Origin of the sequence: Amycolatopsis sp. NPDC047767, assembly GCF_040704195.1 — a bacterium.
Lineage (GTDB): Bacteria > Actinomycetota > Actinomycetes > Mycobacteriales > Pseudonocardiaceae > Amycolatopsis.
This window is the reverse complement of record NZ_JBEYSJ010000038.1, coordinates 61074-85059: the sequence shown is the minus strand read 5'-3', so window position 1 is coordinate 85059 and position 23986 is coordinate 61074. Positions and strand designations below refer to the sequence as shown.

The 23986-nt window shown below is 70.4% G+C and carries 21 protein-coding genes; 11 read left to right on the top strand and 10 right to left on the bottom strand.

What is annotated here, in order from left to right; genetic code table 11:
* The first annotated feature begins 24 nt into the window (after positions 1 to 24).
* Together AB0878_RS41675 and AB0878_RS41670 are read left to right on the top strand one after the other, a co-directional pair.
* A complete protein-coding gene (locus AB0878_RS41675) occupies positions 25 to 2370 on the top strand; it encodes a discoidin domain-containing protein (protein WP_366587292.1) in 2346 nt (781 codons plus the stop codon).
* Positions 2371 to 2402: 32 nt separating this feature from the next.
* On the top strand, positions 2403 to 4604 hold the full coding sequence (locus AB0878_RS41670; protein WP_366587290.1) for a discoidin domain-containing protein: 2202 nt from the start codon (positions 2403 to 2405) through the stop codon (positions 4602 to 4604).
* Positions 4605 to 4657: 53 nt separating this feature from the next.
* Here the strand turns inward: AB0878_RS41670 and AB0878_RS41665 are convergent, their stop codons facing one another.
* From AB0878_RS41665 to AB0878_RS41640, 6 genes are read right to left on the bottom strand one after another with little or no spacing between them, the layout of a single operon-like run.
* Positions 4658 to 6013 carry an MFS transporter gene (locus AB0878_RS41665; protein ID WP_366587288.1) on the bottom strand — a complete coding sequence of 452 codons (1356 nt, stop codon included), beginning with the start codon at positions 6011 to 6013 and terminating at the stop codon, positions 4658 to 4660.
* On the bottom strand, positions 6010 to 6690 hold the full coding sequence (locus AB0878_RS41660) for an alpha/beta hydrolase (protein ID WP_366587286.1): 681 nt from the start codon (positions 6688 to 6690) through the stop codon (positions 6010 to 6012). The genes AB0878_RS41665 and AB0878_RS41660 overlap by 4 nt, the downstream gene beginning before the upstream one ends.
* 42 nt (positions 6691 to 6732) lie before the next feature.
* Entirely contained in the window at positions 6733 to 7731 is a 999-nt protein-coding gene (locus AB0878_RS41655) for a 2Fe-2S iron-sulfur cluster-binding protein (RefSeq protein ID WP_366587284.1), read from the bottom strand.
* Complete coding sequence (locus tag AB0878_RS41650) at positions 7728 to 8690, bottom strand: 4-hydroxythreonine-4-phosphate dehydrogenase PdxA (RefSeq protein ID WP_366587282.1); 963 nt, start codon at positions 8688 to 8690, stop codon at positions 7728 to 7730. Before AB0878_RS41650 ends, AB0878_RS41655 begins: the two co-directional genes overlap by 4 nt.
* Positions 8687 to 9151: an aromatic-ring-hydroxylating dioxygenase subunit beta gene (locus AB0878_RS41645; RefSeq protein WP_366587279.1), complete on the bottom strand. Its 465-nt coding sequence runs from the start codon at positions 9149 to 9151 to the stop codon at positions 8687 to 8689. Before AB0878_RS41645 ends, AB0878_RS41650 begins: the two co-directional genes overlap by 4 nt.
* Entirely contained in the window at positions 9151 to 10473 is a 1323-nt protein-coding gene (locus tag AB0878_RS41640; protein WP_366587277.1) for an aromatic ring-hydroxylating dioxygenase subunit alpha, read from the bottom strand. Before AB0878_RS41640 ends, AB0878_RS41645 begins: the two co-directional genes overlap by 1 nt.
* A gap of 160 nt (positions 10474 to 10633) precedes the next feature.
* Between AB0878_RS41640 and AB0878_RS41635 the strand changes: the two genes are divergently transcribed.
* The 8 genes from AB0878_RS41635 to AB0878_RS41600 all read left to right on the top strand — a co-directional run bounded on the left by AB0878_RS41635 (position 10634) and on the right by AB0878_RS41600 (position 18654).
* Positions 10634 to 11368, top strand: coding sequence for an IclR family transcriptional regulator C-terminal domain-containing protein (locus tag AB0878_RS41635; RefSeq protein ID WP_366587311.1), 735 nt, complete (start codon positions 10634 to 10636; stop codon positions 11366 to 11368).
* 68 nt (positions 11369 to 11436) lie between these two features.
* Entirely contained in the window at positions 11437 to 12444 is a 1008-nt protein-coding gene (locus AB0878_RS41630) for a LacI family DNA-binding transcriptional regulator (protein WP_366587275.1), read from the top strand.
* 116 nt (positions 12445 to 12560) lie between these two features.
* A complete protein-coding gene (locus AB0878_RS41625; RefSeq protein ID WP_366587273.1) occupies positions 12561 to 13952 on the top strand; it encodes an extracellular solute-binding protein in 1392 nt (463 codons plus the stop codon).
* Complete coding sequence (locus AB0878_RS41620; protein ID WP_366587270.1) at positions 13930 to 14898, top strand: sugar ABC transporter permease; 969 nt, start codon at positions 13930 to 13932, stop codon at positions 14896 to 14898. The genes AB0878_RS41625 and AB0878_RS41620 overlap by 23 nt, the downstream gene beginning before the upstream one ends.
* A gap of 9 nt (positions 14899 to 14907) precedes the next feature.
* The gene (locus AB0878_RS41615) at positions 14908 to 15825 is read left to right on the top strand and encodes a carbohydrate ABC transporter permease (protein ID WP_366587268.1); all 918 of its coding nucleotides are present in this window, start codon (positions 14908 to 14910) and stop codon (positions 15823 to 15825) included.
* Positions 15826 to 15860: 35 nt separating this feature from the next.
* Positions 15861 to 17450: a glycoside hydrolase family 13 protein gene (locus AB0878_RS41610; RefSeq protein WP_366587266.1), complete on the top strand. Its 1590-nt coding sequence runs from the start codon at positions 15861 to 15863 to the stop codon at positions 17448 to 17450.
* A gap of 295 nt (positions 17451 to 17745) precedes the next feature.
* On the top strand, positions 17746 to 18315 hold the full coding sequence (locus tag AB0878_RS41605; protein ID WP_366587264.1) for a dihydrofolate reductase family protein: 570 nt from the start codon (positions 17746 to 17748) through the stop codon (positions 18313 to 18315).
* Between the two features lie 36 nt (positions 18316 to 18351).
* On the top strand, positions 18352 to 18654 hold the full coding sequence (locus tag AB0878_RS41600; protein ID WP_366587262.1) for a hypothetical protein: 303 nt from the start codon (positions 18352 to 18354) through the stop codon (positions 18652 to 18654).
* A gap of 69 nt (positions 18655 to 18723) precedes the next feature.
* Here AB0878_RS41600 and AB0878_RS41595 read toward each other — a convergent pair whose 3' ends face one another.
* Both AB0878_RS41595 and AB0878_RS41590 read right to left on the bottom strand, forming a co-directional pair.
* A complete protein-coding gene (locus AB0878_RS41595; RefSeq protein ID WP_366587260.1) occupies positions 18724 to 19296 on the bottom strand; it encodes an AAA family ATPase in 573 nt (190 codons plus the stop codon).
* Positions 19297 to 19345: 49 nt separating this feature from the next.
* Positions 19346 to 20647 (bottom strand): hypothetical protein, encoded by a 1302-nt coding sequence (locus AB0878_RS41590; RefSeq protein ID WP_366587309.1) that lies wholly within the window; start codon positions 20645 to 20647, stop codon positions 19346 to 19348.
* A 133-nt stretch (positions 20648 to 20780) separates the two neighbouring features.
* Between AB0878_RS41590 and AB0878_RS41585 the strand changes: the two genes are divergently transcribed.
* Positions 20781 to 22238, top strand: a complete 1458-nt coding sequence (locus AB0878_RS41585; RefSeq protein ID WP_366587258.1) for an ABC transporter substrate-binding protein — start codon at positions 20781 to 20783, stop codon at positions 22236 to 22238.
* A gap of 78 nt (positions 22239 to 22316) precedes the next feature.
* On the opposite strand, the gene AB0878_RS41580 is transcribed toward AB0878_RS41585, so the two are convergent.
* Together AB0878_RS41580 and AB0878_RS41575 are read right to left on the bottom strand one after the other, a co-directional pair.
* On the bottom strand, positions 22317 to 23030 hold the full coding sequence (locus tag AB0878_RS41580) for an NPP1 family protein (RefSeq protein ID WP_366587256.1): 714 nt from the start codon (positions 23028 to 23030) through the stop codon (positions 22317 to 22319).
* Positions 23031 to 23219: 189 nt separating this feature from the next.
* Positions 23220 to 23957, bottom strand: coding sequence for an SDR family oxidoreductase (locus AB0878_RS41575; protein ID WP_366587254.1), 738 nt, complete (start codon positions 23955 to 23957; stop codon positions 23220 to 23222).
* Positions 23958 to 23986 lie beyond the last annotated feature (29 nt).

Sequence of the window (23986 nt, the reverse complement as noted above, 5' to 3'; positions counted from 1 at the left end):
CCGACGAAAGGCGAGTGCTGCCCCGTGTCTCCCCTAGGTGTCTTCAGCGCGCCCGAAAAACCCACCTCGAGAAGGATCGCCGCGTTCGGCAGCGCCGTGCTCGCGGCCGCCGGCCTCACCGCCCTGACCGTGATCGCGGCTCCGGCAAACCCGGCGACAGCCACCCCGAACGCCGCCGTCGCCGGCCGCGGCGCGACCGTCCCGTTCATCGAGCAGGAAGCCGAGAACGCCGCCACCAACGGCACCGTGATCGGCCCCGACCGCAGCGCCGGCACGCTGGCCGGTGAGGCGTCCGGCCGCAAGGCGGTGACCTTGTCCGGCCAGGGCAAGTACGTCGAGTTCACCCTCACCGCCCCGTCGAACTCGCTCGACTTCCGCTACAGCCTCCCCGACAACGCCCAGGGCACCGGGATCAACGGCACGATCTCGGTCTACGTCAACGGCACCCACAACCGCGACCTCACCCTGACCTCCCGGTACGGCTGGTACTACGGCGGCTACCCCTTCAGCAACGACCCCGGTCAGGGCAAGGCGCACCACTTCTACGACGAGGTGCGCACCCTGTTCGGCACCAGCTACCCCGCCGGCACCAAGATCAAACTGCAGATCGACTCCGGCGACGTGACTCCCGCGACCGTCGACCTCGCCGACTTCGAGCAGGTCGCCGCACCCGCCGGCCAACCGGCCAACACCGTGAGCGTCACCGACTTCGGCGCCACCGCCGGCGACAGCAGCGACGACGCGGGCGCGTTCGACGCCGCCGTGGCCGCCGCGAAGAGCCAGGGCAAGCAGGTCTGGATCCCGGCCGGCTCGTTCACGCTCAACCACCACATCACCGTCGACCAGGTGACGATCCGCGGCGCCGGGCCGTGGTACTCCGAGCTGCACGGCGCCCGCGCGGGCATCTTCGGCAAGGGCGAGCCGGCCAGCTGCTCCACCCCGACGTACCCCGGCAACGCGGCGGTGCCCGGCAGCAGCACGAACGTGGGACTCTACGACTTCGCGATCATCGGCGACGTCCAGGCCCGCGTCGACTGCGACCAGGCCAACGCCATCGGCGGTGCGCTCGGCGGTGGTTCGGTCGTCCAGAACCTGTGGCTGCAGCACACGAAGGTCGGGCTCTGGCTCGACGGGCCCTTCGACGGGCTCACCGTGCGCGGCAACCGCATCCTCGACCAGACGGCCGACGGGCTCAACCTGCACCAGGGCATCAGCAACACGCTGGTGACGAACAACTTCCTGCGCAACACCGGCGACGACGGCCTGGCCATGTGGGCCGAGCACGACGCCGACCACCACAACACGTTCTCGTTCAACACGGTGCTGCTGCCGATCCTCGCGAACAACATCGCGATCTACGGCGGCCACGACAACACCGTGTCCGACAACGTGGTGGCCGACAACCAGGACCAGGGCGGCGGCATCCACGTGGCCAACCGGTTCAGCGCCGTGCCGCTGTCGGGCACCACGACCGTCACGCGCAACACCGCGATCCGCACCGGCGTGCTCGACTCCAACTGGCAGTTCGGCGTCGGCGCGCTGTGGTTCGACGGGCGCGACTCTGCCATCACCGGCCGCATCGACGTGGTGGACAACGACCTGCTCGACAACAACTACGAGGGCGTGCAGTTCATCGACGGCGCCACCACCGACGTGCACTTCGACGGCCTGCGGATCACCGGCGCGGGCACGTTCGCGTGGCAGCTGCAGTCCAAACCGAGCGGTACGGTCAAGAACGTCGTCGCGACGAACATCGGCCGCGCGGGCGTCTACAACTGCATGGGCCCGGACGCGCTCACGGGCCTGGCCGACCAGGGCGGCAACTCGGGCTGGACCACCACGTTCTGCGGTTCGTGGCCGGCGCCGGTCTACAACGGCAACAACGGCGGCACGACTCCGCCGACCACGCCGACCACGCCCACCACGCCCACCACGCCCACCCAGCCCCCGACCGGAAACCTGGCCCTGCACAAGACCACCACGGCCAGCGGCTCCCAGGGCGGCTTCCCGCCGGGCAACGCCGTGGACGGCAACGCGAGCAGCTACTGGGAAAGCAGCAACAACGCGTTCCCGCAGACGCTGACCGTCGACCTCGGCAGCGCCCTGAACGTCGGCCGGCTCGTGCTCAAGCTGCCGCCGTCGAACGACTGGGGCGCGCGCACGCAGACGCTCACCGTGCAGGGCAGCACCAACGGATCCTCGTTCACCACGCTCAAATCCGAGGCCGGCTACCGCTTCGACCCGGCCGGCGGCAACACCGCCACCGTCTCCTTCAGCTCCACCAGCACCCGCTACCTGCGCCTGACCTTCGCCGGCAACACCGGCTGGCCGGCCGGGCAGCTGTCCGAGCTCGAGGCCTACGCGTCCTGACCCGCTCCGGAAAATCCCCAGAAAGGACAAAGATGTCCCCCACCTCAGCACGACCCAGGGCGGCCTTGCTGGCCGCGGCGCTGGTGTCCTCCGGGCTGACCGTGTTCGCGGTCGGCTCGGGCACCCCCGCCGCGGCGGCGACCTGCCCGGCCACGGCGTCCGGCGGTGCGAGCGTTCCGTTCCGGACGGTCGAGGCCGAATGCAGCGCCACCAACGGTTCCGCCGTCGGCCCCGATTACACGCAGGCCACGGTGGCCTCCGAAGCGTCCGGCCGCCAGGCCGTGCGGCTCGGGCAGGGCCAGTACGTGGAGTTCACGCTGCCGGCCGCGGCCAACTCGGTCAACGTCCACTACAACCTGCCCGACGGCAGCTCTGGCCGCATGTCGGTGTACGTCAACGGGACCAAGCTCGGCAGCGGGCTTTCCGTGACGTCGCAGTACACCTACACCGACACCCCCGGCATCCCGGGCGCGAAGACCCACCACTTCTTCGACGATGCGCGCCTGCTGTTCGGCCAGAACGCCGCCGCCGGCGCGAAGGTCAAGGTGCAGCTGGACTCCGGTGACGTCGGGCAGGCCACCATCGACCTCGCCGACTTCGAACAGGTCGGCGGCGCCGGCGCGCAACCGGCCGGCTCGCTGTCGGTCACCGACTACGGCGCCACCGCCAACGACTCCGGCGACGACACGCAAGCTTTCCGCAACGCGTTGCAAGCCGCCCGGCAGCAGGGCAAGGAAGTCTGGGTGCCGAGCGGCCGCTTCGAGATCGGCTCGGCCCTGCAGATCGACCAGACCACCGTGCGTGGCGCCGGGCAGTGGTACACGGTGCTGCACGGCAACAACATCTTCAACAACGGCAGCGCGTCCGGGAACATCAAGCTCTACGACTTCGCCGTGTTCGGCTCGGTCTCCGAGCGCAACGACTCCAGCCCGGACAACGCCTTCCACGGCGTGCTCGGCAACGGCTCGGTCGTCTCAGGGCTGTGGATCCAGGACACCAAGTGCGGCCTGTGGCTGATGAACGGCGCGTCCTCGAACCTCGCGATCGAGAACAACCGCATCCTCGACACGCAGGCTGACGGCGTGAACTTCGACGGCGCCGTCACGAATTCGGCGATCCGCAACAACTACCTGCGCAACAACGGTGACGACGCGCTCGCGCTGTGGTCCAACGGCCAGGCCGACTCCGGCATCACCATCGCGAACAACACCGTGGTGCAGCCGAACCTGGCCAACGGCATCGCCCTCTACGGTGGCTCGAACAACACCGTCAGCGGCAACCTCATCCAGGACACCAACGCGCTCGGCGGCGGCTACCTCGTGGCCAACCGGTTCAACTCGGTGCCGCTCTCGGGCACAGTCACGCTGACGAACAACACCGCGCTGCGGGCCGGGGCGCTCGACCCCAACTGGCAGTTCGGCGTCGGCGCGCTGTGGTTCGACGCTCGTGACCAGGCCATTTCCGGCGTGAACATCCGCGTCAACGGCTTCACGGCCATCGACAGCCCGTACGAGGCGATCCAGTTCATCGACGGCAACGGCGCGGGCAAGCAGGTCAGCGGCATCACCATCGACGGCGTCACCGTGCGCGGCACGGGCACGTTCGTCGCGCAGTCGCAGACGCAGGGCACGGTGTCGATCAGCAACCTCACGGCGTCGGGTGTCGGCGTCGTCGGCACGTACAACTGCCCCTACCCGAGCTCGATCCCGAAGATGACCTTCAACGGCTCGGGCAACAGCGGCTGGACCGGCACCTGGAGCGACTGCTCCAGCTGGCCCGCGCCGAACTCCGGCCCGCCGCAGCCGCCCCAGTCGGGCGCGAACATCGCGCGGGGCAAGGCCATCACGGCCAGCGGTTCGCAGGGTGGCTTCCCGGCGGGCAACGCCGTGGACGGCAACGCGAGCACGTACTGGGAGAGCACGAACAACGCGTTCCCGCAGACGCTGACCGTCGACCTCGGTGACGCGGCGGCGATCAACAAGGTGACGCTCAAGCTGCCGCCGTCCAACGACTGGGGCGCCCGCACCCAGACGCTCACCGTGCAGGGCAGCACCGACGGCGGTTCGTGGACGACGCTGGTCGCCTCGCGCGGCTGGAACTTCAGCCCGTCGTCGGGCAACACCGCTTCGGCGAGCTTCGGCACGACGACCCAGCGCTTCGTGCGCGTGACCATCACCGGCAACACCGGCTGGCCGGCCGGGCAGGTCTCGGAACTGGAGGTGGCCGCGGCGTAGTAGGGCAAGCGGGAGGGGCTCCCCGGCCACGGTCTCGACCGGGGAGCCCTCCTTCACACCGCAGGCACCGCTTCCCGCTCGGCGACCTCGGCCGTCCGCCGAGCCCGCCGTCCCAGGTAGAGGATCAGCACCGCGCACACCAACATCGGTCCGGACAACGCCAGGAAGATCGCCGCCGGGGACCAGGCAGCGGCCACCGCCGCGCCGACGACCAGCGGGCCGAGGATCCCGCCGAGCCGGCCGATGCCCAGCGCCCAGCCGACGCCCGTCGAGCGGATGTTGACCGGGTACACCACGGCGGCCAGCGCGATCAGCGCCTTCTGGCCACCGCTGACCCCGCAGCCGACGAGGAACATTGCCGCCAGCAGGAGCCACACCGGCGCGTGGAACGCCGGCCCGGTCACCGCGAGGAACACCGCGCCCACCACGAACAACGCGCCCAGCGAACCGAACGCGCCCAGACGGTCCATCGCCGGACCCACCACGAGCGCGACGACGATGCCGCCGACCGTGGTGAGGCTCGTGGCCGTGACCACCGTGCCGTTGGCGAAGCCGAGGTCCGTGAGCATCGTCGGCAGCCAGCTCTGCAACGCGTAGAACTCGCCGAGGTTGACGGCGAACACGACCCACAGCAGCACCGTGCTCAGCACCCCGCCGTTGGCCAGCAGCGCCTTCAGCTTCACGCGGCCACCGGCTTCGGCCGCGTCGACGGTCACCGGCTGCGTCTCCGCCGGCAGCGCCGGGTCGATGCGGCGGCACAGGCGGTAGGCGCGTTCGGAGTTCGCGCCGCGGCCCACCAGGAACACTAGCGACTCCGGCAGGAACTTCAGCATCAGCGGGATGATCACCAGCGGCGCCAGCGCACCCACGAGGAACACGGAACGCCAGCCGGCCGTCGGCACGAGCCAGCCCGACACGACCCCGGCCACGACGAACCCGAGCGAGAACCCGCAGTAGATCGCCAGCACGAAGCTGGCCCGCAGGCGTTTCGGCGTGTACTCGGCGGTGAGCGCGACCGCGCTGGGCGCCGCCGCACCGAGGCCGATGCCCGTGATCAGCCGCAGCACGACGAGCTCGGCCACGCCGCCGACCCACACGGACACGAGGCTCGCCAACGCGAACAACGCCGTGCCCGCGATCACGAGCCGCCGGTGGCCGAACCGGTCGGACAGCGGCGAAAGCACGAGGTAGCCGATCATCAGGCCGACCAGCGCCGAGGAGAAGATCGGGCCGAGCACCGCGACCTTCAGCCCCCAGTCCTTCGCGATGTGCGGGGCGAGGTAGTTGATGGCTTGCGTGTCGAAGCCGTCGAAGAACATCACGAGCCCGCACAGCACCACCGTGACGTACTGGAACGGGCTCACGCGCTTGCCGTCGACGAACCCGGTCAGCCGGACCCCGGCCGTCACCGGGTGCCGGCCAGCAGGTCGGCCACCTCACGCGGGTGCGTCAGCGGCGCCAGGTGCGGGGCGTCGAGGCGCACGACGTGGTCGGCACCCGCGGCCATCTTCTCCTGGTCCACGGGGAAGATGGCCTCGTCGCGCTCGCAGACGACATAGGTGACCGGGTGCGTGCGCTCGGGTCCGGTGGCGGGCTCGGTGAACGTGAGGGCCGCGTGCGCGTGGCGCTGTTCGTGCACGCCGGCGAACACGGCTTCGTCGAGGTCCGGGGCGAGGACCTTGCGGGCCAGCGCGTGGTCGCCGGTGACGTGCAGCGTGCCGTCTTCGCGGGGGACGATCCACTCCTCCGGGTGCGGCGAGCGGATGTCGAGCAGGTTTTCGCCGCGGCGCGGCCGGAACGCCGCGAGGAACACGGTGTGGCGCACGCGCGGGTGGTCGGCCAGCTCGCCGACGACGATGCCGCCGTAGGAATGCCCGACCAATACGACGTCACGATCGAGGCCGTCGATGAGGTCCCGCACGTGGGTGACGTCCGCGGCCACGTCGCCGAACGTGGCCGGGTCCAGTCCCCCGCTGGGCAGCTGCTCCACGACGTGCGCCTGGTGGCCCTGCTCGCGCAGCGCGTCGGCCACTTCCCGCCAGCTCCAGCCGGCGTACCAAGCGCCGTGGACGAGCACGAAGTCCATGGGATTCTCCTTTGAATCGTGGTGGGATCGAACAAAAAGCGGTCAGGCGGGAATGCGGGGCTCGGCGGCGGCCACGAACGAGTCGGCCAGGAAGCTCTCGGCCGGCAGGCCGCCGCGGCCGGTGAGCAGGTCGTGGGCGTCGGTGGTCATCGCTTCGCTGCCGCAGGCGTATGTGCGATGCCCGGCCAGCTCCGGGTGGTCGGCCAGCGCGGCGTGCTGGACGTGGCCGGTGGCACCCGACCAGGTCTTGCCGGGGCGGGAAAGCACTGGCGTGTAGGCGAACCAGCTGTGCCGGGCCGCCCAGCGCCGCGGGAGCTCGGCCAGGTAGAGGTCCTCCTCCGTGCGCGCGCCCCAGTACAGGTGCACGGGCCGGGTGCGGCGGCGCGCGATGAGGTCGAGCACGATCGACTGGATCGGCGCGAAGCCCGTGCCCGTGGCGAGCAGGAGAATCGGCCCGTCGCCGTCGTCGAGGACGAACTCGCCGAACGGTGTCTCGACGTCGAGCGTGTCGCCGGGTCGCAGCGCCCCCACGGTGTGCTCGGAGAATCGCCCGCCCGGTTCGGTGCGGACGTGCAGCTGCACCGCGTCGTTGTGGTGCGGCGGGTTGGCCAGCGAATACGGGCGCGGTTCGTCGTCCGGCAGCTGCACCTCCAGGAACTGCCCGGCCCGGAACGGCGCGCGCCGCCCGATCGGGAACCGCAGGTCGAGCAGGGTGACGCGGGGCGCGGGCCGGCGGATGCGGTGCACCACCGTGGTGAGCTTCTTGCGCCGCGGCGGCTCGCTGCGTTCGATGCGGCGCGGCCGGACCACGACCGGGCCCTGGGGTTCGGCGCGGCAGAGCAGCACCCCGTCGGCCGGTCCTGTCAGCTCACCGCGGCCGCGCACGACCACCGAACCCGCGACGAGCGAACCGGTGCACGACGTGCAGACGCCCTTGCGGCACGAGTACGGGATCGCCCAGCCCGCGTTCTCGGCGGCTTCGAGCACGGTTTGCCCGTCGTCGCACGGGATCTCGACGTCCGTGTCCGCCACGGTGATCATGCGGTGGTCTCCTTCGTTCGTCCGAACAGGCCGAGCGCGCGAACCACGGCCGTGGGGTCGGCGACGCCCCGGCCGGCGATGTCGAACGCCGTGCCGTGGCCGACGCTGCAGAACGGCACGCCGGCGCCCACGGTCAACGCGGTCGAGGTGCGGCCGGCCAGCAGCTTGACCGGGATGTGGCCCTGGTCGTGGTACAGCGCGACGAACCCGTCGTGGCCCGGGGTGGTGAGCGCGACGTCGGCGCCGGTGGGGCCGACCGCGTCGATGCCTTGCGCGACAAGCGAAGCCACGGCCGGTGCGGTGATGCGCTCGTCGTCGCTGCCGAACAGGCCGCCCTCGCCCGCGTGCGGGTTGATGCCGAAGACGCCGATGCGCGGGGCAGCGACGCCGAAACTCCGCAGTGCCTCCCCCAACGCTTTCCCGGCCGCGGTGACCAGCTCCGGGGTGAGCCGGGCGAGGGCGTCGGCGAGGCGTTCGTGGAGGGTCGCGTGCACGATGTTCAGGCCACCGCCCGAGAGCAGCAGGAACACGCGGTCCTCGGGCACGCCGGTGAGCTGCGCGATCAGCGGCGGGTAGCCGCGGAACGGGATGCCCGCGGCGTGCACGGCCGTCTCCGAGTGGGGGCAGGCGACCACGCCGCGGTACCCGCCGCCGAGGGCGAGCGTGACGGCTTCGGTGACGTAGCGGACGGCCGCCGCGCCCGCCTCCGCGCTGAGCACACCCGGCCGGAACTCGTCCGGCGGCAGGTGCCCGACGGCCACGAGGTCGAGCACGCCGTCCTCGGGCGGGAGGCCGGGTGTGTGCTCCCGCAGCCGGAACCCCTTGTGAGCGGCCAGATCCGCGAGCACGTGGTGGTCTCCGACGAGCACCGGCGGGTCCTCGGCCCGGGCGGCGGCCGCGACGGCGATCTCCGGTCCGATGCCGTTGGGGTCACCGATGACCAGCAGTACGCGGCTCACAGCGGCAGCGCCAGCAGGGTGTCGATCTCCTTGCTGTCGCACACGACCACGCGCTCGCGCAGCAGAGCCTGGTCGCCCTCGACGCGGTAGCGGTCGACATAACGACCGCTGGCGAACAGGTCGGTCGGCCCGCCGCCGGTCACGCGCAGCACGAAGAACGGCGTCTCGCTCTCGACGTCGCCACCCGACTCGGTGAGGATCGCGGGCTGGCCGAGCATGTGGCGGTACACGTGCGGCTCGTAGATGTTGGCTTCCTTGAGCGCCGACACGCGGTCCTTCAGCATGCCGCGGGTGTCGGCCCAGATCAGGCCGGCGGGCAGGCCGCGGGCGTAGTTGTCGGCCGTGGTCACGCGGTAGTGGCAGTCTTCGGTGAAGAACGTGGGCCAGTCTTCGAGCGGCCCGTCGTCGATGCAGCGGGCGTAGTGCGCCTGGGCACGGGCGATGGCGACCTGGTTGTCCATCAGGCACGCACCACCCGGGTGCGCTCGTGCCGGCCGATCTCGGGCAGCGGCGCGTCGTCGTCGGGCACGAAACCCATCGACTCGCGGTAGGCCAGCCAGAACCCGCGGACCGACGCCTCGGTGACGCGGCTTTCGCTCGACTCCGCCGTGTCGCCGCCCATCTGCAGCGTCGCGTACTCGTCGGACGCGCCGGCGATCCCGCGCTGCACGAAGCCGCCGATGCCACCGTCCTCCATGGACACGTAGCCGGCGGGACCGACCAGGTTGGACTGTTTCATCCGGACCAGCCGCTGCTCCTCGGTGTCGGACTCGAAGCCGAGGTAGGTCCAGTTGAGCAGCGTGTCGTCGGTGCCGCGCGGGAGAATCTGGCGCACGGCCACGGAGTTCTGGATCTGCTGCAGCACGAAGCCGGGGTAGACCGAGAGGATCTGCAGCGTCACGTCGTCGCCGACCTCACTGAAGCCCTCCAGCAGCGAGGGATCGGCGAGGCTGTATTCGCTGTCGGACCGGATGTTCTGGTCGCGGTACTCGGTGGACTCCGTGACGCTGCGGTCGATGGCCGAGTAGCTCACGTGGTGGCCGCCGGACTCGTCGACGATGATCGCGCCCCGCTGCGAAAGCCGGTTGATGCCGAACGTCGTGAAGAACAAGTGCAGGATGCTGGCGTGGTAGGAGTCGCGGACGTTCTCCGCGTACAGCTTCCAGTTGTTCGGCAGGCGCTGCGCGAACCGGCCCAGCACCACGGGCTTGCGGCCGCCGAGCACGCGGTCGATGCGGTCGAGGATCTCCTGGCCGAGGTACTCCTCGATGTCGGGCAGGTCGTTGGACAGCGTGCCGAACACCAGCCCGTGGACCACGGCGATGCGCAGCTTGCGCGGTCCGTGGTCCGACAGGCAGAAGTTCGGCGGCATCCCGCCCTTGCCGCCCACACCCTCGGCGAACGCGACGGCCGTGAGGTCGCCCTGCAGGTTGTAGGTCCAGGCGTGGTAGACGCAGGTGAAGTCGCGGGCCTTGCCGTGGTCGGCCATCGCGATCAGCGCGCCGCGGTGGGCGCAGCGGTTTTCGAACGCGTACACCTCGCCGTCGACGTCGCGCGTCACCAGCACCGGCTGTTCGCCGATGAAGGTCGCGCAGAAGTCGCCGGGCTCGGCCAGCTCGGCCTCGAGGCACAGGTAGCTCCAGTGCGGGCCGTGGAAGATCCGGTCCTGCTCGGCGCGGTACACCGCCTCGTCCTGGAAGACCCAGTACGGCACCCGGGTCAGCGACCGCGGCCAGCTGCGGTCGGGTGCGCGGCGCGCAGTGGTCCCCGTGAGGCGATCCATCGTCGGTTCCTCCTCGCCCGGGACGCCGCTCGACAGCTCGCGGCACCCCTGATAGTGTTCGAATAACGAACTCAGTTTCACTTGCCGAACACATTGAAGGCAGGCGAGAGCCTGCCGTCAAGACCCAACTCCGGGGAGAGCCGTGCCCGCAGCCGAAGGAATGGCCGGTTTGGCCAAGGGATTGGCGATCCTGGAGCTGTTCGGAGAGGCGTCGCCGAAGCTCGCGATCAGCGACGCCGCGCGCCTGACCGGCCTCAACCGCGCCGTCGCCCGCCGCTGCCTGCTCACGCTCGTCGACCTCGGGTACCTCACCCACGACGGCAAGCACTTCCTGCCCACCCCGCGCCTGCTGCGCCTGGGCGACGCGTACGTCGAGTCGACGGCGCTGCCGCAGCTCGCGCAGCCGCACCTGGCGGCGGTGCGCGAGCACGTGCAGGAGTCGGCCTCACTCGCGGTGCTGCAGAACGACGACGCGCTGTTCATCGCGCGCAGCGAGGTGAAGCGGATCGTCAACACGGGCGTGCGCATCGGCGCGAGCGTGCCGGCCTACACGTCGGCGACGGGACACGTGCTCCTTTCCGCACTGTCCACTGAGGACTTGGCGGCCTACCTCGAGCGGTCCGAGTTCCACCCCAGGACCCCGAAAACGCCGGTGACACCCGACGAGATCCGCCGGCGGGTGGACCTCGTGCACCAGGAAGGCGTGGCGTTCACCGACGAGGAGCTGGAGTACGGCCTGCGCTCGCTCGCGGTGCCCGTGCTCGACTCGCGCGGCCGCACCGTCGCCGCGATGTCGGTAAGCGCCAACGCGGGCCGCATCTCGATGGACCAGCTGCGCGACGAATTCCTGCCGGTGCTGCGCGAGCAGGCGGAGCAGCTGGGCCGCAAGCTGTAGCTCAGCGTGTCAGCACCCTCGCACCGTGAAGTCGAGATTTTGCGAGCCATTGCAGTAAAGTTTCAGCCATGACGCGTCGACTTGCCGAAGTGGCCCGACAGGTGGGGGTCAGCGAAGCCACGGTCAGCCGGGTGCTCAACGGCCGGCCCGGGGTTTCCGCGAGCACCCGGGCCGCCGTTCTCACCGCGCTGGACGTGATGGGCTACGAGCGCCCCACCCAGCTGCGTGGGGAACGGGCCCGCCTGGTGGGGCTCGTGCTGCCCGAGCTGCAGAACCCGATCTTCCCCGCACTGGCCGAGATCATGGGCAACGCGCTGGCCCAGCAGGGGTTCACGCCCGTGCTGTGCACGCGCACCGCCGGCGGGGTGTCCGAAGCCGAATACGTGGAGCTGCTCCTGCAGCAGCAGGTGTCCGGGGTGGTGTTCGCCGGCGGGCTGTTCGCGCAGGCCGACGCCGTGCACACGCACTACCACCACCTCGTGGAACGCAAGCTGCCGACAGTGCTGATCAACGCCGCCGTCGACCACCTCGGGCTGCCGCAGGTCTCGTGCGACGACGCGGTGGCCGTGGAGCAGGTCGTGGGGCACCTGAGCTCGCTCGGCCACGAGAAGATCGGCCTGGTCCTGGGCCCGGCCGACCACGTGCCGTCGCAGCGCAAGCTCGCGGCTTTCCGCTCGTACGCGGCGAAACTCGGCCTGCCCGTGCTGGACGAGCTGGTGGAGCACGGCATGTTCTCCATCGAGGGTGGCCACGCCGCTGCGGCGCGCCTGTATCCGCGCGGCGCCACCGCCGTGCTGTGCGCGAGCGACCTGCTGGCGCTGGGCGCGATCCGGGCCGCGCGCCGCCAGGGACTCGACGTGCCCGGCGACATCTCGGTCGTCGGCTACGACGACTCGGCACTCATGAACTGCACCGACCCGCCGCTCACGACCACGCGCCAGCCGATCGAGGCGATGGGCCGCGCGGTGGTGGAGCTGCTCGTGAAGCGGATCAACGGCGGCGAGGTCGCGGCCGAGGAGCTGCTGTTCGCCCCCGAGCTCGTGGTGAGGGGGTCGACCGCGCGGCACCGGGCGTGATCACGTCCTGTTCGTAACTTGCAAATCCTCGTCGTGTTATTGCGGCGTTCTGGTCTCACACTTTAGAGTGACGGCCATCACGACACAGCCGTCGCGACCGCGAGAAGAGGCTTGAGATGAGCAGTCCCTGGTCCCGAGCAGCGAGGTCCAGCCGCACCCCCAGAACCGTGATCGCCCTGCTCACCGCGGGTGGCCTGGCCGTGAGCCTCGCCGCCTGCGGCTCCGGCTCCGAGGGCGGAGACGCCGGCGGAAAGGTCCAGATCACCGTCACGGGGCAGCCGCCGACCACGCAGCCGTTCGAGCGCAAGGTGTTCGACGCCGACGTCGCCGAGTTCGAGGCTTCCCACCCGGACATCGACATCGTGCCCCACGAGGGGTTCATGGACCCCAAGACGTTCTCGGCGAAGCTCGCCGGCGGCCAGCTCGAAGACGTGTACTACGTGTACTTCACCGACCCGGCGCAGATCATCACCCGCCACCAGGCCGCCGACATCACGGAAGCGGCGAAGAGCGTGCCGCACGTCAACGACATCCAGCCGCAACTCCTCGACAACTTCCGGGACGCGAGCGGCAAGCTCTACGGCCTCCCGACGGCGAACTACACCATGGGGCTCGTCTACAACCGCAAGCTCTTCCAGCAGGCCGGGCTCGACCCGGACAAGCCGCCCGCCACCTGGGACGAGGTGCGCGCCGACGCGAAGAAGATCTCCGCGCTGGGCAACGGGATCGTCGGGTACGCCGACTACAGCAAGAACAACCAGGGCGGCTGGCACATGACCGGCTGGCTGTACTCGATGGGCGGCGACATCGCCCGCAAGGACGGCGACAAGTGGGTCGCCGACTTCGACAACGACAAGGGCCGCGCCGCGCTGGACTACCTGCACGCGATGCGCTGGGACGACAAGTCCATGGGCAGCAAGCAGCTGCTGCAGGACGTCGACGTGCAGCGCATGATGGGCGCCGGCCAGCTCGGCATGTACATGGCCGCGCCGGACAACGTGCCCGTGCTGGTGAAGCAGTTCAACGGCAAGTACGAGGACTACGGCATCGCCGGCATGCCCGGCGCGCAGGGCACCCTGCTCGGCGGCGAGGGTTACATGATCAACCCGAAGGCGTCGGCCGCGAAGATCAAGGCCGGGCTCGAGTGGATCCAGTGGAAGTACCTCAACCCCGACCGCTTCGACAAGCACGTGAAACAGTACGCCGACGGCAAGCAGCCCGTGGGCCTGCCGACCGAGCCGACGCCGGACATCTGGCAGGGCGCGGTGCGCGACCAGCAGCTGGCCGCGAAGAAGAAGTACGCCAACGTGCCCGCGGAGAACTACCAGTCCTACGTGGACACCGCGGACAAGATCAAGGGCAGCATCGAACCGCCGAACGCGCAGCAGATCTACGCGGCGCTCGACAGCGTGATGCAGGCCGTGCTGACCGACCGCAACGCGAACATCGACCAGCTGCTCTCCTCGGCGCAGTCGAAGGTCAACAGTGTCCTCGCCCAGGTCAGGTAACGTGCTCGACTGGCCCGCGGTCACCCCGCGGGCCGGTCGGCCGGCCGCCTCGCCCGCCGAACGCCGGCGCGCCCGGCTCAAGCGGCGCCTGCGCGAGAACCTCACCGCGTACACGCTGTTGTGCGCCGCGCTCGTGGTGTTCGCGATGTTCTCCTGGTACCCCATCGTGCGCGGGGTGCTGCTGAGCTTCCAGCAGGTCGACTTCGTGAACCCGCCGACGTGGGTCGGGTTCGACAACTTCGTGCGCCTGTTCGCCGACCCGCTGTTCGGGGTGGCGTGGCGCAACACGTTGCTGTTCACCGGTTTCGCGCTGGTGTTCGGGTTCCTCGTGCCCTTCCTGGCGGCGGTGCTGCTCAACGAGCTGCGGCACGCGCGGGCATACTTCCGGCTCGCGGTGTACCTGCCGGTGATGCTGCCGCCCGTGGTCACGGCGCTCATGTGGAAGTGGTTCTACGACCCGGGCCCCGGCCTGTTCAACTCGGCGCTCAACGCCGTCGGCCTGCCCGGTCTGCAGTGGCTCGACTCCTCGACCACCGCCATGCTGTCGCTGGTGTTCGTGTCCACCTGGGCCAACATGGGCAGCACGACGCTGATCTACCTGGCGGCGCTGCAGACCATCCCGGGTGACCTGTACGAGGCCGCGGAGCTCGACGGCGCCGGGATGTGGCGGCGGCTGCGGCACGTGACGTTCCCGCAGACGCGGTTCGTGCTGCTGGTGCTCCTGCTGCTGCAGATCGTGGCGACCATGCAGGTGTTCACCGAGCCGTACGTGATGACCGGCGGCGGCCCGGACGACTCGACGGTGACCGTGCTCCTGCTGCTGTACCGCTACGCCTTCGTCTACAACGACTTCGGCTCGGCCAGCGCGATGAGCCTGCTGCTGTTCGTGGCACTGGGCGTGTTCTCGGCGATGTACGTGCGGCTGACCCGGCGCGCGGACGACTAGGAGGTTCCCATGACAACCGCCTTGCCGCGCAAGGGGAAACGTGCCGCTGTCCCGTCAGGACGGACGCTGATCTCACCGTCGCAGCTGCGCACCGGCGGCGGGAAGACCGTGTACGTGATCGTGTTCGTGTGCACGTTCGTGCTGTTCACGCTGGCGTTCCTGTTCCCGTTGTACTGGGCCGTGACGGGCGCCATGAAGTCGCCGGCGGAGCTGGCGGCGACCCCGGCGACGATCGTGCCGCGCGAGTGGCACCCGCAGTCGTTCACCGAGGCGTGGGACCAGATGGACCTCGGGAAGTACTTCCTCAACACGGTGATCGTGGCGGGCGGCGCGTGGCTGGTGCAGCTGGCGGTGGACGTGCCGGCGGCGTTCGCGCTGTCGAAGCTGCGGCCGAAGTTCGGCAACGTGGTGCTCGGGCTCATGCTCGTCACGCTCATGCTGCCGGCCGCGGCGCTGCTGGTGCCGACGTACGTGACGGTGACCGACCTGCCGCTGCTGCACCTGAACCTGATCAACTCCCCCGCCGCGATCTGGCTGCCCGCGGCGGCCAACGCGTTCAACATCTACCTGCTCAAACGGTTCTTCGACCAGATCCCCGACGAGCTCGTCGAGGCCGCGCGCCTCGACGGCGCCGGCCCGGTCCGCACGTTGTGGAAGATCATCCTGCCGATCTCACGCCCGATCCTCGCCGTGGTCTCGATCCTCACGATCGTGGCCGCGTGGAAGGACTTCATCTGGCCGCTGCTGGTGTTCCCGGACACCGGCAAGCAGACGCTGAGCGTGATGCTGCAGCGGGTGGCGATCGACATGCCGCTCAACCTGCTCGTGGCGGGCATGGTGCTGGCGAGCGTGCCGATGATCGTGCTGTTCCTCGTGTTCCAGCGCCAGATCCTCGCCGGGCTCACCGCCGGCTCGATCAAGGGCTGAGCACGGTCCGCAAAGACTACTGGGAGGACTACGCAGTGACCGAACTGTCTTCGGCTTGGTGGCGCAGCGCGGCGATCTACCAGGTGTACATCCGCAGCTTCGCCGACGGAAACGGCGACGGCATCGGGGATCTCGCCGGCGTGCGGTCCAAACTGGACCATCTGGCCGAGCTGGGCGTGGACGCCATCTGGTTCACGCCCTGGTACCCGTCGCCCATGGACGACGGCGGCTACGACGTGGCCGACTTCCGTGACATCGAACCGCTTTTCGGCACTCTCGCCGAGGCCGAGGAGCTCATCGCCGAAGCGCACGAGCGCGGCATCCGCGTGATCATCGACATCGTGCCGAACCACTGCTCCGACGAGCACCGCTGGTTCACCGCTGCGCTCGCGGCCGGGCCGGGGTCCGCCGAGCGTCAGCGGTTCTGGTTCCGCCCGGGCCGCGGCGTCGACGGTTCGGAGCCGCCGAACAACTGGAAGTCGCGCTTCGGCGGGCCCGCGTGGACCCGCGTCGAGGACGGCGAGTGGTACCTGCACCTGTACAGCTCGCGCCAGCCCGATTTCAACTGGGACAACGCCGACATCCGCGCGGAGTTCGAGGACGTGCTGCGGTTCTGGTTCGACCGCGGCGTCGACGGCTTCCGCATCGACGTCGCCGACGGGCTCGTGAAGGACCCCGCGCTGCCCGACGTCGCGGACGGGGACGAGACGCCGTTCTCCGACCAGGAGGGGCTGCACGAGATCTACCGGTCGTGGCGAAAGATCGCCGACTCGTATGCGGGCGAACGCGTGCTCGTGGGCGAGATGTGGCTGCCCGACATGTCCCGCGCCGCGCGCTACCTGCGCCGCGACGAGCTGCACTCGGCGTTCAACTTCGACTTCCTGGTGTGCCCGTGGGACGTCTCGCGCTTCCGCGACGTCATCTCGCGCACGCTGCGGGCCCACGACGAGGTCGGCGCGCCCGCGGCGTGGGTGCTGTCCAACCACGACGTGACGCGGCACGTCACGCGCTACGGCCGGTCCGGTGACACGGGTTTCTCCTTCGCGGACCGGCTGCACGGGACGCAGGTTTCGCTCTCCCTGGGCACCCGCCGGGCCCGCGCGGCGGCGCTGCTGACGCTGGCGCTGCCGGGCGGGGTATACGTGTACCAGGGCGAAGAGCTGGGGTTGTGGGAGGTCGAGGACCTTCCTTCGGAGCTGCGGCAGGACCCGGTGTGGGCGCGGACCGACGGCGCGGACCCGGGCCGGGACGGGTGCCGGGTGCCGCTGCCGTGGTCGGGTCCTGCCGCACCGTTCGGCTTCGGGACGGGGACGCCGTGGCTGCCGCAGCCCGCTTCGTGGGCCGACTACACGGCTTCCGCCGAGGCCGCGGACCCGGCGTCGATGCTGTCGCTGTACCGCGACGGCCTACGGATCCGGGCGGAGCAGCCGGCGCTCGGCGCGGGGGCCCTGGAGTGGCTTTCGCTCGGCGACGGGGTGCTGGCGTTCAGGCGGGAGCCGGGGTTCACGTTCGTGCTGAATTTCTCGGCTTCCCCGGTCCCGCTGCCGGCCGGGGAGATCCTGCTGGCGAGCGGTCCCGTCACGACGGAGATCCCGACGGACACCGCGGTGTGGCTGCGGTCCTGACGTGGAGGGGCACCTTGGGTTCGCTCGAGGTGCCCCTTGCCCCAGGCGACATCCAGCCCGGACAACGGGCCGGCTCGCCACACCGTCTCGGGCCCGAGCTCCACGCGGTTCAGCACCGCCCAGCCCGCGGCCAGACTGGGGTGGAGGCGTCATGGCCGCTGATCCACGGGGCCCTTTGTCGTCGTGGTTTCAGAACGCCGGAAGTTTTTTCCGGGACGGTGTCGATCGGTGTCGAGCGGGTTCGTAGGCAGGGTGAGGGGCCGCCCGGCCCGAACGTCTACCCGAGGAGCTCACCATGACCGCCACCTACACCTTCGACGTCTTCTCCAGCCTCGACGGCTACGGCTCCCACACCGGCGACTGGGGCGGCTACTGGGGCAAGCAGGGCCCGGAGCTGCTGGCGCGCCGCGTCGAGCTGTACAGCGCGGAGCAGCGGATGGTGTTCGGGGGGACCACGTTCAAGGACAACGTGGAGATGTTCGCCGAGTTCGGCGTGGAGAACCTCGACCCCTGGGTCACCCTGCTGCGCAACCTGCCGACCACCGTCGTGTCCTCCACCCTGCGCGGCCCCTTCGACTGGCCCGACGCGACCGTCCTCAGCGGCGACGCCGTCGACGTCGTCGCCCGGCTGAAGAAGGAGTCCGACGCACCGCTGCGCTCGCACGGCAGCCTGGCGATGAACCGCGCCCTCATGGCCGCCGGCCTGGTCGACCGCGTGCAGCTGACGATCTTCCCCGCCCTCACCGGCGCGACCGGCGCCGCCCGCATCTTCGAGGGCGCCGAGGACTTCGACCTGGAGCTCCTCGAAAGCCGCACCCTGGACGGGCACACTCAGGAACTGATCTACCGCCCGACGCGGCACTGATCCGGCTGCTTCCGCGTGGCTGGCAGACTCCGTCTCGTGGCAAAGCTCAAGGCAACGGTGACCCGCTGGGTGGACGAAGAGTTCCCCGGCTTCGTGGAGCTGCGGTTGGCCGAGGCGGACGGCACCGTCGTCCTGATCACGGAGAAGGTGCCCATCCTGACCGCGGAGAACTGGGATGCGAGCACTCCGCTGCCCATGCGGTTCGACCTCGACTGCGAAGTTCTGCGGCGCGAACGGGATCCCAACGGTCGCGAGGTGGCGGTCGTCGAGCTGAGCTACACGGTCGAGGACAACGACGGCCGGGGGCGGTTCACGGTGCCGGCGGACCAGGTGCGCTGAACCTCGGACCGCGCGGGTGCGGGGCCGCTCGAAAGCGTTCGGGCGGCCCCGGGGCCGGGCCTCAGGCGGTCAGCGTGGTCGTGCGCGGGCGGCGCGGAGGCGCTCGAACGCCTTCGGCCGCCCGACCGCATCGCGGCGCTCGGCGATCTCGCGGGCGCAGTCGGCCGCGGTGCGGTGGGTGGTGTCCACGACGAAATCGTGGTCCCCGTGGGAGTAGATCAGCGTCTGCGAGGCGGCGAGACCGTGCGGCCGATCGCCGCGCGAGCGCTCCCGCCGGGCGAGCTCCTCCGGCGCGCAGTGGACGTCCACCAGGGTGACGTCGTAGCCGTCGAGGACGACGAGGAGGTCGTCGAGACGCCACGGCTCGCTGAGCGGGTAGTCCATCACCACGTCGTTCCCCGTGGAGGTGAGGGCCGCGACGGCGCGGTGGTAGCCGCGCCGGGTCCGTCGCAGCATCTCCTGGACTCCGGCTTCGTCGAGCTCACGGGTGTAGCGCGTCGACCGCATCGCGTTGATCCCGTCGACGGGGACGTGGAACCAGGGCTCGGGCAGGATCGCCAGCAGCGCCTGCCCGATGCTCGACTTCCCCGAGCTCGAAGGGCCGTTGAGGAGAATGACCCGGCCGCGCGCCACTGGCTCCATGATCGGACTGTAACCGCCGGCGCCGATCGATATCCCGGCCGATCGGGCCTCAGGCAGTCAGCTTCAGGACGTCCACCCCACGCACGTTGTCCGCCACGTACACATAGCCGTCGTGCCAGTACGGCGCCCACGAGCTGGCGTCCGCGGGGCGGAAGTAGGCGATCTGGCGGGGGTTGGTGGGGTCGCTGACGTCGAGGAAGCGCGTGCCCTGGGAGTAGAAGGACTGGACGAGCACGTGGTCGCGCAGGTCGAAGTAGTGGGCGGAGCAGTCGTCGGAGGCGGGGTCGCTGCCTTCCTGGCCCGCGACGCTCCAGGTGCCGATGCTCTGCAGGCGGAAGGGATCCGCGGGGGTCGAGCGCCAGCCTTCGCCGTGGTACGAACCGGCCAGGGACGAGATGGTGAGCACGCCGTCGCCCGCGCAACCGTCGAGGAAGTTCTCCTCGGTGGCGTACACGAGGTCGTGGCCGCGCCAGGCGCCGGCGTCGCGAGGGCCGACCGGGTGGAAGCTGTTGTGCAGGAACTTCGACGGCGCGGCGGTCTCGTCGACGCCGCCGCCGGCGTACGGGATCGGCTCCAGCGCGGTGGCGCGGTGCACGCCGCCGCGCACGGGGTCGCGGTGCAGACCGCTCGTCCAGTAGCCGCGGACGCCGCCGCGGCCCGAGACCCACGCGACGCCCGCGGAGTCGACCTGGACGTCGTGCACGTAGTCGGTCTGGCCGTCGTTGCGGGCGAGCTCGATCGGGTCGGGGTGGACGACCGGGTGGCGCGGGTTGCGCACGTCGGTGACCCAGATCGGGCGCCCGCCCCAGTCGGCCGGCTGGTCGTCGGCCTTCGCGGGGCCGCCGGTCCACAGGTAGCGGCAGCCGTCGACGCAGCTGGTGGTGTGGCCGGCGGGCACGCGCACGTAGCTGAGGATCGCGGGCTTCTCCGGGCGTGAGACGTCGACGACGTAGATGCCGGACTCGCCGGCGTGCGTGTTGCCCTCGAACGCACGCGGGTCGCGCGAGAGGAACACCAGCTTGCGCTGCGCGTCGACCTCGGTGTCCTCCGTTTCCCACAGGCCGGGCAGGCTGAGCTGTCCGATCGCCTTCGGTGCGGCGGGGTCGCGCGTGAGGTCGTAGACCTTGAGGCCGAACTCGCCGGACACCACCATCACGTCGCGGTGGCCGTACTGGAGGAAGTTGGCGGAGATCGCGCCCGCCGCGTCGGGCACGTTGCCGACCGCGCGCACGCCCTTGATCGCACCTGGGTCGCCTGCGGTGTGTTTGGCCTGCACCGCGGGTTTGTCGTCCTCGCCGCACGCGGCGGCGGGCAGCTCGGTCGCGATGAGCGTCGCGGCGACAGTGGTCAGGGCCAAGCAAGATCGAACCCACCAGCGGCGCACACGAACCTCCCAGAACGCCCAGCGTGACCGTTGCACTCTAAGACGGTGACCAACCGGACACAACCGCCTTTCGTCCCTTTCCAACTGGTATTAAGACAGCATGCGCCTGCCTGCCCTGCTCGCCGCCGCGGTGGTGGCGTTGTCCGCGCTCGCCGGCTGTTCGTCCGACGAGCCGGCCCGCCCGGGCGTCGTCACGGTCGGGCTGCAGGAGCCGGGCACGCTGCTGCCCGCCGACGTCGACGACCAGGCCGGGCGCTTCGTCACGGGCGCGCTGTGGACGCCGCTCGCCGACTACGACCCGGCCACGGGCCAGCTCACCCCGCGCGCCGCCACGTCGATCACGAGCACCGACCACGTGACGTGGACCGTGAAGCTGCGCCCGGACCTGAGGTTCCACGACGGCACCCCGGTGACCGCTCAATCCTATGTAGACACTTGGCACGCGATCGCCGGCGAGAACTGGGCGGTCACGCCGGTGCTGACGAAGTCGTTGCGGGCCAAGCAGATCACCGCTCCCGACGCCACGACGATCCGGCTCGTGCTCGACCGCCCAAGCAGCCAGGTGCCGGCGTGGCTCTCGGCGCCGGGGCTCGTGCCGATGCCCGCGTCCGTGCTCGCTTCGCACGACTGGAACGGCTTCGCCCGCCACCCCGTCGGCGACGGCCCCTTCCGCCTCGCCGACGGCTGGGCCCCCGGCACCGGCGGCACGCTCCTGCGCGTCACCCCGGCCGAGGGCAAGGCCACCGAGGTCGACCTGCGCGTAGGCGACCCGGTGGAGCAGTACGACGCCGTGCGCGACGGCTCGCTCGACCTCGTCACCTCCGTCCCGGGCGAACGCCACGAAGCCATGCACACCGACTTCGCCGACCGACACACCACCTGGCCCCTGCCCGAGGCCGGCTACCTCGTCTTCCCCACGGCCGACCCCCGCTTCGCCGACGCGGCCGTCCGCCACGCCTTCGCCCTCGCCGTCGACCGCTCGGCACTGGAAGCCGGCCCCCTCGCCCACCAGGTCGACCCGGCCCACGCCCTCCTGCCCCCCGCCGACGCCCCCGGCGAACGCACCGGCACCTGCCGCCCCTGCTCGTTCGACGCCGCCGCCGCCAAGTCACTGCTGGCCCAGTCCGGCTTCACCGGCCCCACCACGGTCTACTTCGACCCCGGCGCGGGCCAGTGGACGCGCCCCCTCGCCACCGGCGTGGCCACGGCACTGGGGGTTCCGGTGACCGCGGCCCAGCGCCCGAACGGTCGCGTGGACGGTCCGTCTACTGTGGGCTTGAACCTCGCCTCCGCCAGCCCCGCGGACCTGCTGACGACCCTGGCCTCCGCCTCGGGCTACTCGGACCCCGGCTTCGCCCAGGACCTCACGGCGGCGGAATCCGCGGCCACCACGGCGGAAGCCGGGCAGCTGTACCGGGTCGCCGAGAACCAGCTCCTGCGCGACCTCCCGGTGGCGCCCCTGTGGACGGGGCACGGGCACGCTGTGTGGTCGCCCCGCCTGCACGGGGTGGTTGCGGCGGCGTTCTCGGGTATCGACCTGGCGGCGCTTTCCGTCTGATCACGGCTTCGCGTACCGCGCGAGCGGATGTTCTACCGGCTGTTCGACGACTTCCGCCGCGACAAGGTCATCTCCTGCTCACGCGTTCGGGTCCAGACCGACCTCCGCGGGCTTCGCCGTGGCCAGCGTGCCGTTGAAGCGGTCGTCGGTCAGTTTGAAGGTGGCGTCGCCGAAGTCGGCGGAGGTGAGTTTGTCGCGGATGCCCGCGGGGTAGTTGTCCCAGCCCACGAGGCCCTTGACCTGCCACACGCCCTCGTCGTTCTCGGGTGGTTCGTCGCCGTTGCCGTCCTTGGGGAAGCGGAAGTCGTGGGTCGAGACGCCGTCCTTGTGGTACACGGCCTTCGGGTGGGTGTCCTGGAACGGGACCGCCGACGCGGGCTTCGTCTCGTAACCCTGGTGCTGGGAAACGGAAATGTACTTCGCCTGGTCGTCCTGCACCCACACGACGATGTGCTCCCAGTCGTGCTTGTGGCCGGCCGAAACGGGGCCGTCGGAGACCTGGTCCTTCTCGAAGTAGTAGCCGTAGAGGTAGGCGCACCAGCCGTTGTTGCACTTCGACCGGGAGTAGACGTTGGTGTTGGCCAGATCGGACTTGTCGTGGCAGTTGCCGTTCACCGCGCCACCGAGGTCGAGGCCCGGGTTGAGGGTGCCGTCGGGGCCGATGGCGGGGGTGTTGTAACAGCCGTCCTTGTCGAAGTCGAGCGCCGGCTGCCACTTGGCGTCGGCGGCGGGCGCGCCGGCCGGCAGCGCCGCCGGCGGATCGGCCCACGCGGTCGCCGAACCGAAAGCCACCGAACCGAATGTGACCGTGGCGATCGCCAGCGGTACGACGGCCGACCTACGCAACGTGCGGTGCTTCATCGAGCGGGTCCCTTCTCGTGATCGCACGCCCAGCGTGGTCCCGGGACCCGGGCACCGCAGCGTGGATCAGACCACTCGAAGATCTTTGCCCGAACGGGTAAATCCGGCGGTACGGACGGGTCAGCCCCTCCCGATGAACGGCATGGTCGTGGCCGTGATGGTCAGGAACTGGACATTCGCGTCCAGCGGCAGCCCCGCCATGTACAGCACCGCGTCGGCCACGTGGCCGGCGTCGAAGGTGGGCTCGGCGAGCACGCGGCCGTCGGCCTGCGGGATGCCGGCGGACATGCGCTCGGTCATCTCCGTGGCGGCGTTGCCGATGTCGATCTGTCCACACGCGACGTTCCAGGCGCGACCGTCGAGGGAGATCGACTTGGTCAGCCCCGTGATGGCGTGCTTCGTGGCGGTGTAGGCGACGCTCGCGGGCCGCGGCGCGTGCGCGGAGATCGAGCCGTTGTTGATGATCCGCCCGCCCAGGGGTTCCTGGTCCTTCATCAGGAGCACGGCCTGCTGCGCGCACAGGAACATCCCCGTCAGGTTCGTGTCGACGACCCGGCGCCAGCGCTCCACCGACAGGTCCGCGACGGTTCCGCCCGCCGACACCCCGGCGTTGTTCACCAGCAGGTCGAGCCGGCCCCACCGCTCGCGCACCGCCTCGAACAAGGCCGCCACGGACTCGGGCGAAGCGACGTCCGTGGGCACGACCAGCGCACCCGGAGCGCCGTCCGCCGTCTCCGAAAGCGCCTCGGCCCGGCGCCCGGCCAGCGCGACCTGATAACCGGCGCCCAGCAACGCACGCGCGACCCGTCGGCCGATGCCCGAACCCGCTCCGGTGACCACCGCGGTCCTGTCCGCCATCGCACCCCTCCTCGTCCTCGCAGCCCAGC

What these genes read in the sequence shown, in the direction of transcription:
- AB0878_RS41670 (WP_366587290.1), top strand. Translation starts at nt 2,403, where the DNA reads ATGTCCCCCACCTCAGCACGACCCAGGGCGGCCTTGCTGGCCGCGGCG.
- AB0878_RS41635 (WP_366587311.1), top strand. Translation starts at nt 10,634, where the DNA reads ATGGCCGGTTTGGCCAAGGGATTGGCGATCCTGGAGCTGTTCGGAGAG.
- AB0878_RS41605 (WP_366587264.1), top strand. Translation starts at nt 17,746, where the DNA reads ATGACCGCCACCTACACCTTCGACGTCTTCTCCAGCCTCGACGGCTAC.
- AB0878_RS41655 (WP_366587284.1), bottom strand. Translation starts at nt 7,731, where the DNA reads ATGATCACCGTGGCGGACACGGACGTCGAGATCCCGTGCGACGACGGG.
- AB0878_RS41595 (WP_366587260.1), bottom strand. Translation starts at nt 19,296, where the DNA reads ATGGAGCCAGTGGCGCGCGGCCGGGTCATTCTCCTCAACGGCCCTTCG.
- AB0878_RS41660 (WP_366587286.1), bottom strand. Translation starts at nt 6,690, where the DNA reads ATGGACTTCGTGCTCGTCCACGGCGCTTGGTACGCCGGCTGGAGCTGG.
- AB0878_RS41625 (WP_366587273.1), top strand. Translation starts at nt 12,561, where the DNA reads ATGAGCAGTCCCTGGTCCCGAGCAGCGAGGTCCAGCCGCACCCCCAGA.
- AB0878_RS41645 (WP_366587279.1), bottom strand. Translation starts at nt 9,151, where the DNA reads ATGGACAACCAGGTCGCCATCGCCCGTGCCCAGGCGCACTACGCCCGC.
- AB0878_RS41615 (WP_366587268.1), top strand. Translation starts at nt 14,908, where the DNA reads ATGACAACCGCCTTGCCGCGCAAGGGGAAACGTGCCGCTGTCCCGTCA.
- AB0878_RS41585 (WP_366587258.1), top strand. Translation starts at nt 20,781, where the DNA reads ATGCGCCTGCCTGCCCTGCTCGCCGCCGCGGTGGTGGCGTTGTCCGCG.
- AB0878_RS41640 (WP_366587277.1), bottom strand. Translation starts at nt 10,473, where the DNA reads ATGGATCGCCTCACGGGGACCACTGCGCGCCGCGCACCCGACCGCAGC.
- AB0878_RS41575 (WP_366587254.1), bottom strand. Translation starts at nt 23,957, where the DNA reads ATGGCGGACAGGACCGCGGTGGTCACCGGAGCGGGTTCGGGCATCGGC.
- AB0878_RS41630 (WP_366587275.1), top strand. Translation starts at nt 11,437, where the DNA reads ATGACGCGTCGACTTGCCGAAGTGGCCCGACAGGTGGGGGTCAGCGAA.